Origin of the sequence: Streptomyces griseiscabiei, assembly GCF_020010925.1 — a bacterium.
Classification (GTDB): domain Bacteria; phylum Actinomycetota; class Actinomycetes; order Streptomycetales; family Streptomycetaceae; genus Streptomyces; species Streptomyces griseiscabiei.
Window position 1 is genome coordinate 2510631 of sequence record NZ_JAGJBZ010000002.1, and the last position, 13607, is coordinate 2524237.

Annotated in this window: 9 protein-coding genes; 1 reads left to right on the top strand and 8 read right to left on the bottom strand. The window is 69.2% G+C overall.

From position 1 onward, the window contains the following. Window positions 1-464 precede the first annotated feature (464 nt). From J8M51_RS28255 to J8M51_RS28275, 5 genes are all read right to left on the bottom strand, one after another. The gene (locus tag J8M51_RS28255) at window positions 465-3380 is read right to left on the bottom strand and encodes a TIR-like protein FxsC (RefSeq protein WP_256965297.1); all 2916 of its coding nucleotides are present in this window, start codon (window positions 3378-3380) and stop codon (window positions 465-467) included. Continuing rightward, entirely contained in the window at window positions 3373-4308 is a 936-nt protein-coding gene (locus J8M51_RS28260) for an AAA family ATPase (protein WP_086757906.1), read from the bottom strand. Before J8M51_RS28260 ends, J8M51_RS28255 begins: the two co-directional genes overlap by 8 nt. Further along, window positions 4305-6383, bottom strand: a complete 2079-nt coding sequence (locus tag J8M51_RS28265; RefSeq protein WP_086757907.1) for a vWA-MoxR associated conflict system protein — start codon at window positions 6381-6383, stop codon at window positions 4305-4307. Before J8M51_RS28265 ends, J8M51_RS28260 begins: the two co-directional genes overlap by 4 nt. Then, a complete protein-coding gene (locus tag J8M51_RS28270) occupies window positions 6380-7336 on the bottom strand; it encodes a lipase family protein (RefSeq protein ID WP_086757909.1) in 957 nt (318 codons plus the stop codon). The genes J8M51_RS28265 and J8M51_RS28270 overlap by 4 nt, the downstream gene beginning before the upstream one ends. A gap of 192 nt (window positions 7337-7528) precedes the next feature. Further along, window positions 7529-8500: a LacI family DNA-binding transcriptional regulator gene (locus J8M51_RS28275; RefSeq protein WP_086757910.1), complete on the bottom strand. Its 972-nt coding sequence runs from the start codon at window positions 8498-8500 to the stop codon at window positions 7529-7531. 114 nt (window positions 8501-8614) lie between these two features. Between J8M51_RS28275 and J8M51_RS28280 the strand changes: the two genes are divergently transcribed. Further along, on the top strand, window positions 8615-9457 hold the full coding sequence (locus tag J8M51_RS28280) for a site-specific integrase (protein WP_086757912.1): 843 nt from the start codon (window positions 8615-8617) through the stop codon (window positions 9455-9457). 515 nt (window positions 9458-9972) lie between these two features. Here J8M51_RS28280 and J8M51_RS28285 read toward each other — a convergent pair. From J8M51_RS28285 to J8M51_RS28295, 3 genes are all read right to left on the bottom strand, one after another. Continuing rightward, on the bottom strand, window positions 9973-10602 hold the full coding sequence (locus J8M51_RS28285; protein WP_086757913.1) for a class I SAM-dependent methyltransferase: 630 nt from the start codon (window positions 10600-10602) through the stop codon (window positions 9973-9975). A 213-nt stretch (window positions 10603-10815) separates the two neighbouring features. Further along, window positions 10816-12207 (bottom strand): MFS transporter, encoded by a 1392-nt coding sequence (locus J8M51_RS28290; RefSeq protein ID WP_267299555.1) that lies wholly within the window; start codon window positions 12205-12207, stop codon window positions 10816-10818. A 100-nt stretch (window positions 12208-12307) separates the two neighbouring features. After that, complete coding sequence (locus tag J8M51_RS28295) at window positions 12308-13585, bottom strand: glycoside hydrolase family 43 protein (RefSeq protein WP_267299556.1); 1278 nt, start codon at window positions 13583-13585, stop codon at window positions 12308-12310. Window positions 13586-13607 lie beyond the last annotated feature (22 nt).

Here is a 13607-nt window from a genome sequence, read left to right on the forward strand (position 1 = left end):
ATGTCGTCCTTCACTCCATCGGCTGCTCGCCGGGATGCGGAGGAACGGGATGCGGACGAGCGAGACGTGGAGGCGCGGTCTCGGCCCGCTGGTCAATCCGATCCAGGCCGGTTCGGCGTCGGCAGCAGGGTGAACTATGGGGGCGCGCAAGGTCCGGAGCAGGAACCCGGCACGGGTTTCCGATCTGCTGGTGGTGCTGGCCTGCCGCGATGTAGCTGCGAACCTTTCTGGCCTGGGCCGATCCGGGAAGAGCCGAGTCATCGGCGACGGCGGTACCGCGTTCAGGCATCGACATCTGGGTGCACCCCACCCACCAGGGCCGCGCGCACCGGGGAGCTGGAACGCCGGGTGCTCGCCGTGGTCTTTGCCTCCCCGATCGCCGACACCGTCACCCACAACTCGTTCGACATGCACCTCGTGGCGAAGGAGCGTTCGGGGTTGAGGGGGACACAGGGCGGGCACGGTCACATGTCGTTGTCCGGGGGGACCGGGCCCGACTCCGGTCCGGACAACTGCGGCATCGGCCCGCTGGGCGCTGCCGCGGCGGTTGACGAGTACCGGAAATACTGCCGGGTGGCCTGGGCCACAACCACCGGGAGGATCTCGGTGAATGCCTTCAGAGTGGGTACGCCGTTGATCGCGCCCCAGATCTTGGCACGGCGTCCCTGCTCCAGGAGCAGCGGCAGGGTGTCCTCCAACCCCTCCCGCAGCCGCTCGCCCTGTTCGCCGCGGCACTGGAGGTCGAAGCGGCTCCAGGGAACGATGGCACAGACCCAGGGTTGCGCGGCCGAGTCGAACGCCTTGAGTCGACGTCGCCGCTCCCGGTCGAGCAGGGACCACCGGTCAACCAAGAGGATCGTGGGCTGACTGGTTCGGGTCGCGTCACCCGCCGATCGCGTGTCGCGCTCGCTGCTCGTCGGGATGCCTGGAGCCAGATCCAGGTCGTCGAAGTCCGCCACGGTGACGCGGTGGTCGAGCGAGCGGATCAACTCCTCGGCCAGTTCGGCGAGCGGGCGCCTCGACTCGCTGTGGTACGGATTCCAACCCGTGGCGTCCTCCCTGTAGGGAGCGGCGTCCCGGCCCTCGGGCAAGGCGTGACGAGTGGGCGCCGCCACGATCAGCTGAACGTTGCGAGGGCTGTCGCCGTGCGGGCGGAACGCGCTGTGCGTGGACTCGTACGGCCGGGGCCTGCTCGACGGCAGCGGCGTGTTCTCGGCGACGTGCACGATCCGCTGGGCGAGCTGAAGCACGACCTCCTCGTACTCGTCGCGCAGCCGCTTGAGTTTGATCAACCCGTAGATCCCGTACGACGCGTAGCGTTCCCCGAAGCCGGAGTGCGCCAACTGGATCTGCCGCACGGACTCGGGGAGTCCTTCGAGGTCCATGCCGGTCCACAGCACCGGGACGATGGCCGGGATGTCGCCGAGGCCGGCGTTGCGTGCCTCGCGGATGCGTTCGTCGAAGGCGAACCACTCGCGTCCGCAGTGGTCGCTGGAGAAATAGCGGGGCGAGTACAGCGGGACGAACACCCGGCAGTGCGCGAGGTTCTCGCTGAGCCGGTCCGGCCAGCCCTCCCCGGACCGCACCTCCCGGTCCAGGAACCCCGCGGGCGTCCCCCGCGGATGAGCGGTGAGGGCCAGGACGTCCGTGCACAGATCCTTGTACAGCGTGTGCACCCAGTGGTCGGGATCGTCGCCGCCCAGGCTCGGGGAGGGTGTGTGGGCGTAACTGAGAAAGAAGTACGGCCGGTTGTCCACCGCATCGGTTGTCGACCTCAGCAAGGGCTGCCGGGGAATGGGTCGTTCCCTCTCCTTCGGCTCCGCGGTGGCGCCGGGTACGGTTGGATCGCTTGTCGGCAGGCCCAGCAACTCCAGCGTGTGGATCGACAGTTGTCCGAAGGACTGGGCGGCTGCCAGAAGTTCCGATCCGCTCCCATGGTTCGGCACCACCGCCACTAGCCGTCCGCCCCAGCTGTCCTGGGATGCCACATGACGGCTCAACGCCCTGTTGATGCGCCACACCTCGTGCTCGGCGAGTTCACTCTGCAGCCGCCGCTGCACGGGTTCCGACGGACTCATCTCCACGACGCCGTCGTCGCCCGGGCTGAGGGTGAAGAGCCCGCTGGTGAGCAATTCGGCGATGTCGGAGATCGTGGCTTCGGGGACCAGTTCCTGACGGAGGAGATGGAGCATGCGGGTGCTCAGCCGATCGAACGTGGAGCACAGCACGGCCAGACGAGCGGCCGGCGGCGAGGCCGTGTGCAGAAATCCCTCTGTGGCGACGACTCCCGGCCGCCGCCGTGGCCGTCGTTCCGTCCGCCCCCCACGCGGTACGAGTACCGCGGGGTTTCCTTCGGGAGCCGTACGCATCAAGGCGCACGACCAGCGGCTCAAGGAGTGCGGGGACAGGGAGAAGACAGGGATGGGCAGCCAGTGCCCCTCATGCCCTTCCCCCTCGTCGTCCGTGTCCCTCTCGTCTGTGAGCGCCGGCGGTTGGAAGAGCAGCCGGGCGTTGGGCGGTCCCGGGGCTGCGGCGGTGACGCGGGTGGAGGGCAGGTCGAGGCCTGTTCTGCGCCAGAGTTTTGTGGGCAGAGGGTTGAGCAGCGCCACCGGGGCGATCTGGGCCCAGTCGCGGAGCTGACGCCACACCGCCGTGCTTCGCCATCCCGGTGCCGCGCAGTCGGACACGACCACGATCAGTCGGCGCCCGTCCGGAGAACGCAGCTGACGAGGGGACGTCAACCTGTCCTGCTTGTCGCGCAGTTCGAATCCGCCTTCCCGGAAGCGGAGTTCGCGTAGTTGGAGGGTCCGGAAGGCGCCGAGCCGGTCCAGGACAGCGGTGAAGTCCATGACGGTTTCCCGCCACACTCCCATCGCGGGAGAGCGGTCCAGCACCAGGACGAGATCGAACCATCTTTCGGGTGCGGGCGTGAGTACCGGAAGTAGTTCGCCGCTGGAGGCGTAGCTGTCCACGGTGGCTTCGACGTTCAGGGTTGATCGGCGTCCATTCGGCCATCGCCGTTTCCAGGGGCGCAGAGCGCGGGTCACTTCGAGTGTCCTTGGCAGGCCGGAGGCATGGCCCGGTGCCACCGCGTCGCCCCGGATGGCCGTCGCCGCTCCGGCGAGGCGTTCATGCAGGTCGTTCGCGGCTTCGTCGGAGTCTGGTCCGGGTTCGTCGGTGGCCTGTCCGTCGACGGGCGCCGCCGCGTGGGGACGGTCCCGCATCCGCCCGCCGACGTCTTCGGCACGCATGTCCATCAGTGATGCCAGCCAGAGGCACTCGGCGATGGCTGTGCCGTCGAGCCCCGGTGCGGCGGCACTCAGCGCCGTCACCACCCGGGCGAGCGGGTCCTCTGCCGAAGGGTTGCCCTGGTCAGGCACGGGACAGCTCGCGCAGCACGAGGGCCATGACTTCCTGGTCGTCTTCTCCCGTTGCGAGGGTGCCGACGGTCAGCAGATGCACGGCGTTCAGAAGCTGATCGATCGCGAGGCTCTCGCCCGCCGCGACCCGGTCGACGAACGTCTGGATGACGGTGTCGACGGCCTGTGTCCCGTCGGCGTCCGGTCCGATTCGCAGATGAGCGTCTACGATCCTGCGCAGCGCGTCCACGGTCGGCTTCGGCATGGTGAACCTGATGCAGCGGCGGAGAAAGGCCTGTGGGAAGTCGCGCTCGCCGTTGCTCGTCATGACGATGAAGGGGAACCGGTCACATTGCACCCGACCCCGCGTCACCGGGCTACGGACGTCACTGCCCCATTCCCGGACGTCGACGAGATCGCTCGCGTAGCGTGCGAGTTCGGTGATCTCGAACTCGCCGCGTTCCAGGACATCGAGCAGATCGCTCGGCAGGTCCAGGTCGCTCTTGTCGATCTCGTCGATCAGCAGGGCGCGCGGGTGTTCGGCGGGAAGCAACGCCGTTCCCAAGGGGCCCAGTTGAAGGAAGGGTGCGATGTCGTCGTCGCTGTCGCGCCCGGCGAGCCGCTGTGCGTGGATGCGGCCGAGGGCGTCGTAACGGTAGAGCGCCTCCGCCAGTGTGCTGCGTGACGTGATGTGCCAACGCAGCACGTCACCGAGTTTGAGCTCTGCCGCGACCTGCTCGATCACCGTGGACTTTCCCGAACCCGCGGCGCCGGTCACCAGCAGCGGCCGGCGCAGCATCAGCGCGGCGTTGACGGCCCGGACGAGTCCGGGGGGCGGTTGGAACTGCTTGTGCAGGGCCTGCCGGGGAAAGCTCCGCCACGGTGGAGGTTCGCCGAGATCGACGTCGCGTGGCGTGCCGTCACCGACGTAGAAGGGCTGCCAGGTCATGCGGAGTTCTCCTCCTCCGTAGTGAACTGCTCGAACTGGTCACAGAAGTCGAGCCACTCGATGTCGTGCCATACGGTGCGCCATCGGGCCAACTGCTCCCGGCCATCGGGTTTCCCCGGTACTCGTTCTCCCCAGCTGTGCCGGTACGCCTCACAGAACTCCGCGGGCAGCAGATGCCAGTAGCGGTCCAACGTGTCCCGGAAACGCTCGGGTGCGCAGTCGTCGGCACAGGGCCACAACACGATCGGGGCGTATGCCAGCAGTACCTCCATCACCTGCTCGAAGCGGGGCGGCCTGTGTTCGAGGGCGACGGCACGGCGATAGGTGTCGTTGCGGAGGCGTTTCCTGAGTTCGTGCGCTTCTCCGGTGTCGGGCTCGCCGAGCCAGTCGACCGGCGCGGTTCCGGTCGAGTACGTCCTCATCGCCGCCAGTTTCGTTCTGGCCCGCTCGTTGATCCACCAGAGGTGGTCGGGTGGGCACAGCCTCTCGCTCCAACGCAGTACGACGTCGTACGCGACGCCCATCAGTTCCCCGAAGTCGGTCTCCTCCGGGCGCCAGCGCAGGAGGAGCGCGGCGGAGGCGGCGATCTCCACACGCTGCAGCCGTGCTCCGATGCTTCGCGCCCGCGCCGAGGCCCATCTCAGTACGGTGGCGAGCCGCTGCTCGACACCGACCTGGTCGGACGCGCAGGTGAACTCGCGGTGCGCATGGATCTCTCCACCGTCGAGCAGCCACGCGTCCAGGGTCTCGGGCCATTCACCGGCGACGGCGGCGTGCAAACTGACGACCAGACGCAACCTGGTCCTGCTGCCACGCTCGCGCAGCGACTCGAACGCGTCGCTCAGTTCGACCTCGCATCCCACCGCGTGCGCCCAGGAGGCGAGTTCTCCGTGGTCCTCGGGCAGGGCGTCGTCGACGGCCAGCGCGGCGACGAAGGTGGCCAGAGCGGCTGTGCGCGCCTCGTGGAGACGTGGTGCCCGCAGGCGCAGAAACTCCACGGCGTCCCGCAGCAGCTCACGTCCCGACGTCTCCGGTGGACGAGCGGCGGCTCGCCCTGCCGCCGACGACAGTGCGCGGCGCAGCCGCTGCGAGGTCGGTCGGCGGCCGGGCCAGGACGTGGTGAGCAGTCCGACCGTCCGCAGCCCGTCGAGTATGCCGCCGACGACGCGCAGCGCCCACGTCAGTTCGGCGGCACTGCCCGAGCAGTGCTCCGGCAGCGCGTGGCGCAGCCGCTCCAGGGCCTGGGCATCGGCCAAGGGCGCCGTGAGCAGTGCGGAGCATCCCAACGGTGCGAGCGCCAGCTCCAGTTCCTCCGAGGCGATGGGCCCGAGCAGCGGAGCGGTGTGCACGGGGTGGCGGCCGTTGCGCGCCAGCCAGGGCGGGTCACCGAACTGTGCCCCGTCGTACTCGACCAGCCGCGCGTCCTGCCCCGGCACCGTCGCACGCACGGCACCGAGTACGGCGGCGGGGTACAGATACTCACCACCCCCGCGGATGCCCCGTCGCAGTACTTCCGTGACACCGCGGGAGAAGGAGAGACGGTGGGCGGTCTGCGCGGCGCCGACTGCCATCAGCAGCGAGAGCCGGGTCGCACCTTGCCGGACTCCGGCGTCCAGGGCCTGCAGGTCGGGGGTGGCACCACCCGCGTGGCATGTGTCGACGAGAGCGATCACCCCGGGCAGTCCAGGCGTCTCCAGCGCCTGCGTCAGTAGCGCACCGACGTTCACCGCCGTGGCGATCTCGTCGGGCTGTGAGTCGCCCGCCATGAGGTAGAGCGTGGGGTTCTGCCCGGGGGTGATGCCGTGGCCGAGGAACGCGACGACCAATACGGCCTGCTCCCGGGCCGCGTGCTTCGCCGCGGTCCGGACGGCCGCCTCAATATGGGCCTGGTTGACGGACATGCCGTAGAGCAGCGATGTCTCAGCGGCGGGGCTCTGTGAGCATGCTCCCCTCCAGTGGTCGGTGAACAGATCGCGCAGCGACAGGGCCACGCCTTCCAGGTTGTCCAGCAGCCCCAGTTTCGGACACTGCGGGGCGACGACGAGGGCGTGCCGCAGGGGAGTAGGAGCGGTCATGTGCGAGTGGCCGTCTCGATGGCCTCGACGATACGGCCGGCCACGGCGGACTGGGCGAGGTACTTGACGGCCGGGTGCACCGACAATCCGTCCGAGTCCACACGTCCGCTGCACGGTTTCACAGCACGGTCGTTGGGTCGTACGACCTTCTCCAGCGGCGGGCCCGCCGTGACGAGATCGTCCCGGTCCCAGTGGTCCAGCCATCTCTCGACGCAGTGGGGGGTCTGCAGGGGCTGCGGTCGCATTCGGCCACCCACCGCCGAACGGAGTCCCATCGGAGAGCCGAGCGTGACGAAAAGCGCGACGGGCCCCCTGTGGGCATGCAGCGTCTCCATGGCCACGACTGTGCCCAGTGAGTGGGCCACGACGACCGTGGGGCCGGTGGGGTCCAGGGTCTGCTCGACACGATGCCGTATGCGGGCGTCGAGCGTCAGCCCTTCCCTGTCGGCCTCCGCCCGGCGCAGATAGCGGGTCACCTGACGAAGGTGGCCGACCATGAGCCCGGCGCTCGCCCAGCCGCCGACGGTTCGCATCCCTGGCAGGTTCAGCAGTGTGTTGGCGGCGCTCAGTACCTGACGAGCCGCTGCTCCCGGCCCCTGCGCCCCGCCCTCCTGCGCGAGTTGGGCTCGGGCGTGGCGCAGGACACGCTCCTCTTCCACGCTGACGGGCCCGGCGAGCCGCTTATCCAGGGCTTCGCGCAGCAGGATCCCCACGAGGACGGTTGCCTCGTCGTCTCCGTCGAGTGCCGCCCCCTGCGTCTGCGGCACTCCGAACAGGTCGCCGTAGTAGGCGAATCGCGCGTCTGCCGCCCAGCCCTGCAGCAGATCCAGAACGCGATGCGAGTGACCGGCCGTACGAGCCCCTTGAGCCAAGGCCCGCAGCCAGACGTCAAGTTCGGCGACGGGATCCCGCGGTCCCCCGATGCCATGCACGAACACCAGACGCGGCCTCATACGCACCCCCGCGAACCACCGCCCAGGCGATAACTGACAAACCATCCTACGCGCAACTTGCCCAGAGATCACAGCACTTGTGCAGGGAAGGCGAAGGGGTGCGACGGTGCTCCGCTGCCGGCTCCGGAGCTGCCGCCGGTGCCGTTGAAGCCGCGCGGCAGGATGCGCCGACCCGTTGTGCCGAGGCCCGGGTCAGGGGTGTGCGGCGGCCCCCGCGGCCTTCCGTATGCCCGTGGTGGATCGGCGTACGACCAGTTCCGGCTTCAGGACCACGTGCCGGTGCTTCGGGGAGGTGTTCTCCGTCGTGTCCGCGATGAGCAGGTGTCCGGCCCGGTGGCCCATCAGGGTGGCGGGGCGTCTGACGGTGGTGAGGGGGACGGTGGCGGATGCCGCGAACTCGATGTCGTCGTAGCCGATCAGCGCGATGTCGTCGGGTACGCGCAGTCCCGCCTCGTGCAGTGTGCGCAGGACTCCGAGGGCGAGCAGGTCGTTGGCGCAGAAGACGGCCGTGGGGCGGGGACGAAGGCCGAGGACGCGGTGGCCGGCGTCCTCGCCCGCGGGGATCGTCAGGTCGTAGCAGGGCAGTTCGCGCAGTGCCGTCGGCGGGAGACCGGTCGTGGTGACGGCTTCGCGCGCACCCGTGAGCCGGTCCCGGGTCTGCTGGAGGCGGGCCGGTCCGCTGACGTGGACGATCGAGCGGTGGCCCAGTTCGAGGAGGTGGCGTACGGCCGAGTGGCCGTTGGCGACGTCGTCGACCCCGACGGAGGAGGCGGCGGGCTGCGGCGCGTTCTGGTCGGCCATGACGAACGGGACGGCGCCGCGACGGAACGCGGCCACGGTCCTGCCGATGTCCTCACCGGAGGTCAGCACGGCGCCGCGGATCTGGTGCGACGACATCAGCGCCATGTGCCGTGAGAGGTCCGCCGGATCACGTGGGCCGGTGCAGACTGTGACGCTGAGGCCGGTCTCGCGAGCGGCCTGCTCCACCCCGCTGACCAGTGCAGTGTAGAAGGGGTTGGCCAGGTCGGCGACCATGACGGCCAGCACACGGGCGGACCCGGCGCGCGGATTCGCTCCCCCGGCACGCACGTATCCCAGGGAGTCGATCACCGACAGGACCCGTGTGCGGGTGGTGTCGGCCACGATCTCCGGACGGTTGAGCACGTTGGAGACCGTGCCGAGGGCCCGTTAACCGAACTAACTCGTGAGTTCTTGCAGGTCAGATGGCTTCTCCGCTAGCTTCTCGGGATACTTCAAGGCGATGTCCCCGAGCGGGACTTGGCAGCATTCGTCCTGCCCGAGTTAGGCAGACTGCAGGAGACCGGTGATCAGTGGGCGCCGTACCAGTTGCTCGACCAGGATGGCGTTGTTGTCGACCCCGTCCGGGTCTTCTTCGCCGAGCTGCAGGCAGAGGAGAAACCTGCCTCCACGGTCCGCTCATACGGCATGGACCTGCTGCGCTGGTGGCGGTTTCTGTGGGCTTTCAACATCGAGTGGAACCGGGCAACGCGTACTGATGCACGGGACTTCATCCGGTGGATGCAGATCGCGAACAAGCCCCAGCGCCTGCACTGGCGACACCGGAAGGCAGGCCACTCCGAGGAGACGGTGCCGAAGCCGCGGACGACGCGCAAGAAGATCCCCGGTACGCCGAACGCCATCACGGGCAAGGTCTCACCCGGCCCGCAGTACGCCGCGAGGACGCGCGCGCACTGCGAAACCGTGCTCCGCACGTTCTACGACTTCCACCAGGACGAGGGCACCGGGCCAATCATCAACCCGTTTCCGCCCGACCGCTCGCGTCGCAGCAGCCGCGCGAACGCCCCCCACACGCCTGACCGGCCCTTTGCCCAAGAGCGGACAGGCCGCTACCGGCCAACCATCCCGAAACGTGCGCCCCGGCGTATTCCGGACGAGATGTTCAACGCGCTGTTCGCCGCCCTCCGGCACAATCGAGATCGCGCTCTACTGGCTTTCTGGGCTTCCAACGGGGCCCGCGCAGAAGAACTGCTCACCAGCCGGCAGCGCGATGCGCTACCCGGTCAGCAGTTGGTCGGCGTGATCCGAAAGGGAACCCGCGCCTACCAGCAGCTTCCTTGCTCAACCGACGCCTTCGTCTGAGGAATACCGGACCCCGACGAACGAGGAGTGGGACGCCTTCCTCGCCCACTTCGAGAAACGGAAGGTGTCCATCGGTACCTGCGCACGCGCCTTCGGGACCCCATGCATTCATGAACACGCTTGTGTCAGATGCTCACTCCTCCGACCTGACCCGGCCCAACGGGCACGGCTTGCCGAGATCCGCGACAACTTGATCGCCCGAGTCACCGAAGCCGAGACGGAAGGCTGGCTCGGCGAGGTCGAAGGTCTCCAGATCAGCCTGGCTGGCGCCGAGGAGAAACTCAGCCAGCTCGACGTACAGATCTCCCGGCAGCAGGAGTCCGTTGACCTGGGAATTCCCACCTTCGGATCGTTGCTCACACCACTACCGTGGCCACACCGCCGGAGCCTTCGTGACCTGGACGGTCGTCACCTCCGGCGATGCTCAGTGGACGTCGGCACAGAACGCGGCGGCGCGGACGATCTTCATCCACGCGGATGATCTACACCACCCCGACCCAGGCCACGGGCACGCTCTACAGGCGGCGGGCCAGAAAGTGGGTGTCGAGGAAGCCACGCTCGGACGCTGGGTCGTGGAGCAACCGAGCCACCGTGACAAGGCCGGCACCGGCCAGCAACTCGGCAAACTGCTCCGCCGGCCAGCTGTAGGCAGGCGCCACCTTGTGGTCGAAGCGGACCGCCTCCGGTCCCTCGGTCCCGAAGAAGGACACCAGGAGCAGACCCCCTGGTGCCAGGACACGCACCTGCTCAGCGAGCAGTGCGGGCAATTCTCCAGGTGGGGTATGGATCGTCGAGTAGTGGGCCAGCACCCCGCCGAGCGCGCCGTCCTCGACCGGCAGGGACTCCATTCGCGCTTCGTCGAACCGCAGCGACGGCTGGGCCCGCCGAGCGTGGTCGACCATGGCCGGGGAGAGGTCAAGCCCGAAGGCGTCCAGCCCCAAGTCGTGCAGCATGGCTGTCAGATGACCGGGTCCGCACCCGACGTCGGCTACCCGCAGGTTCCCCGTGCCACGCACGAGCTCGGCGAAGGTGCCGATCATGTTCCGCGCGAACGGCAGCGTCTCCAACCGACTAGTGAACATCGACGCATAGAGCTCGACGACCCCGTCGTAGGCCGCCCTGGTCTCATCCTGGTGTTTTAACACGAGCAGGAAACTAACACCCGCGCCGTTCGCAGCCGTTCGCAGCCGTTCGCAGCCGTTCTCCGGCCCTTCCTCTCGGGACTGATCGTCCCGTCACCGGATCACGGGACGCCTCGGTAGTTCGGAGAAGGACACGCCGGCCTCCCGTGCCACGTCTTTGACGCCGACTCGGTGGCGTGACTGTCGGCTCATGTCTGTGGCTCTGGCGGATGGGTTCTAGCGGACGGACTTGATACGGGTGGCGATGACCAGGCCACCGAGGAAGGTGAGGGCGGCGGCCATGAAGTACAGGAGGGTGTAGTTCTTGTCGCCTCCGCCCGTGCCTCCGCCCCCGCCCGCGCCTCCGCCTGCCTCGCCGCCGATCAGGAGCACCAGCGGGGCCGCCAGCGGGGCGACTCCCTGGGCGAGCGTGGTGGAGAAGCCGTAGATGCCCGCGTAGCGGCCGGCGCTGGTCTCCCGCTCGGGGAGGACGTCGAGCATGACGGCCTGGTCGACGGTGGCGAACAGGCCCAGCCCCAGGTTGCCGAGGACCGCTCCGGCGATGATCACGGGCACGGTGGGGGCCAGGGCCATGGTGATCGCGCCGGTGGCGAACACACAGGCGCCGATCAGGACGAAGACACGGCGACGGCGCAGCCTGTCCGACAGGAAGCCGCCGCCGATCGCGCCGAGCATGGTGGCGCCGATCCCGGCCCCGCCCAGGACGGCGACGGTGCCCGAGACCTCTTTGACGCTGACGCCCGTCCGGGCGGCCAGGAAGAACGCGGTGAACGTCGAGGTCAGGGTGAGCCCGAACATGAACAGGAACTTTCCGAGACAGTTCCAGGCGAAGTCGGGGCTTCGGCGCGGGTCGAACACATAGGAGGCGGTCAGGGTGCGGAGGGTGAGCCGCCCCTCCGGCAGCGGCAGGTCGCGGCTGTCCGGCTCGTGCACGAAGCGCACGAAGAAGAACATGGACACGGCACCCACCGCCCCGGGCACCAGGAACATCAGCAGGCTGCTGCCCGACAGCGCGCCGGCGAGGAGGGCACCGCTGACCGGGGCGAGCTGCTGGACCACCCCGGTGAGCGCGGCGACCTTTCCGCGCTGGGCCTCGGGCAGCCGGTCGGCCTGGGACGCCGTCAGCAGCGCGAGAACGGTGCCCCAGCCGACCTGCGCCAGCATCCAGCCGAGCGCGAGCACGAGGACGCCGTCGGCGAGGGCCATCACCAGCAGTGCGACGAGCCCGACGACCGTCCCGGCGATCAGCAGCGGGCGACGGCGGCCGAGCCGGCTGCGGGTGCGGTCGCTGACCATGCCGAACACCGGGGCCGTCAGAATGGCGGTGATCCCGCCCGCGCCCGTGATGTAGCCGAGGTACTCCTCGTGGCCGGGGGCGAGTTGATCGACCCGGATCGCCAGGGAGATCGCCATCGGGGTGACGACGGCCATGAACACACCGAAGACGGCGAGCACCATCAGCCAGACGTAGGAGTTCTCCACCGCCTTCGAGTCCTCCACCGCCTTCCGCGCGTCGCCGGAACACGTGGTCGTGGTGTCGGAGGGGTCGACGGAGCCCGTGAGGAGCGGTTCGCCGTTCGGCGGTTGCGGGGGAGTGGACAGTGCCATGGAGACCTCGTGTTCGGGGGTCCGCACGCGGGCGCGCGAACGGAAGGGGAGGAGGGGAGGGAAGGAGGGGGAGGCCGAGCGGAGGGTGGGGGCGGGGAGATCACCGGGATGTGGGGACGTCCTCGATCGTGATCGTGGTGTCGTGCTCCACGAGGCGTCGTACGACGGCGCGCTCGTCGGGGGTGTTGTTGGGCTGGTGCAGGGTGAGCGCCAGGTGTCCGTCGGCGAGCCGGAAGATCATTCCGTGGCCGCCGTCCGCCGGCCACAGGGCGTGCTCCTCCTGTGTCCACGGGCCGGTGATCAGCCCGGAGACGGAGTGGGCGACGCCCATCGCGTAGCCCTGCTCGCCGTGGCTGGACCAGAGCATGAGCAGGTGGCCGCTGCGGAGACGGAACGGGAAGGGGCCGTCCGTGACGTACGCGGGGAACTTCACGGACACCCCGGGCAGCGGCTTGGACCAGGGGGCGTCCGAGGCGTTGAAGAGGAGGACGGGCGTCCCGGTGGCGCACCGGAGGTCCTCGCCGAGGCGCTGCGCGAAGATGGCCCCGTCGTGGATCTGGGTCCACTCGTGGCAGTACACGATCCAGGGCGCGCCCGACCCGTCGAGGTGCAGGGTGCCGTCGAGGCACTGCCACTTGCGCGGGGTGACCGCTCCCTCGCTCCACGGGGCGAACGGGCCCTGCGGTGTGTCCCCCACGAGGATCTGGGTGCCGCGATAGCCGTCCGGGGCGGTGAAGGTGGCGAACATGTACCACCGGCCGCGGTACTCATGGACCTCGGGAGCCCAGAAGGAACCCTCGCTCCAGAACCCGGCGGGCGGCCGGAAGGCGGCGAACGGGCCTTCCCAGTGCAGGAGATCGGTGCTGCGGTAGGTGTCGAACCCGATGCCCGGACCGTCCCAGATGTTGGGGTCGGTGCTGCCGTAGAGGTGGTAGGCGGCGGGGGAGGCGGAGGTGCGGCCGTCGTACAGGACGAACGGGTCGCGGATCTGGATCCGGTCCAGTGTCAGGCCCTGCCGCACGGGCCCTTCCGGGGCCCCGGCCCCGGCCCTCGTACCAGCCCCGGCCCTCGTACCAGTCCCCGCACCGGCTCCGGTCCCAACCCCGGTCCCGGATTCGGTCCCGTCGGCCGTCGTCCGCTCGTCCCCGGTGACGAGCCGCCGCCCGCCGTGCACCGCGCGGACCAGGTCGTCCACCATCGGCTGGGAGATCTTGCCCTCGCTGAGTTCGACGAGCCGGTCCAGGGAGAACACCCGGGCCGGTCCGAGCCGGGAGACGTCCTGGCCCAGCCGGGTGAGGAGTTCCCGGACCAGGGGGCCGCCGGCGGGGTCCTCCAGCCAGTCGCCCAGGGTGCTCCGGCCGGTCAGTGCTGTGCTCACGTGTGCTTCCTTCTCCATGGGG

Coding starts and splice junctions, on each gene's coding strand:
- J8M51_RS28260 (WP_086757906.1), bottom strand. CDS start 4,308: ATGACCTGGCAGCCCTTCTACGTCGGTGACGGCACGCCACGCGACGTC.
- J8M51_RS28265 (WP_086757907.1), bottom strand. CDS start 6,383: ATGACCGCTCCTACTCCCCTGCGGCACGCCCTCGTCGTCGCCCCGCAG.
- J8M51_RS28270 (WP_086757909.1), bottom strand. CDS start 7,336: ATGAGGCCGCGTCTGGTGTTCGTGCATGGCATCGGGGGACCGCGGGAT.
- J8M51_RS28290 (WP_267299555.1), bottom strand. CDS start 12,207: ATGGCACTGTCCACTCCCCCGCAACCGCCGAACGGCGAACCGCTCCTC.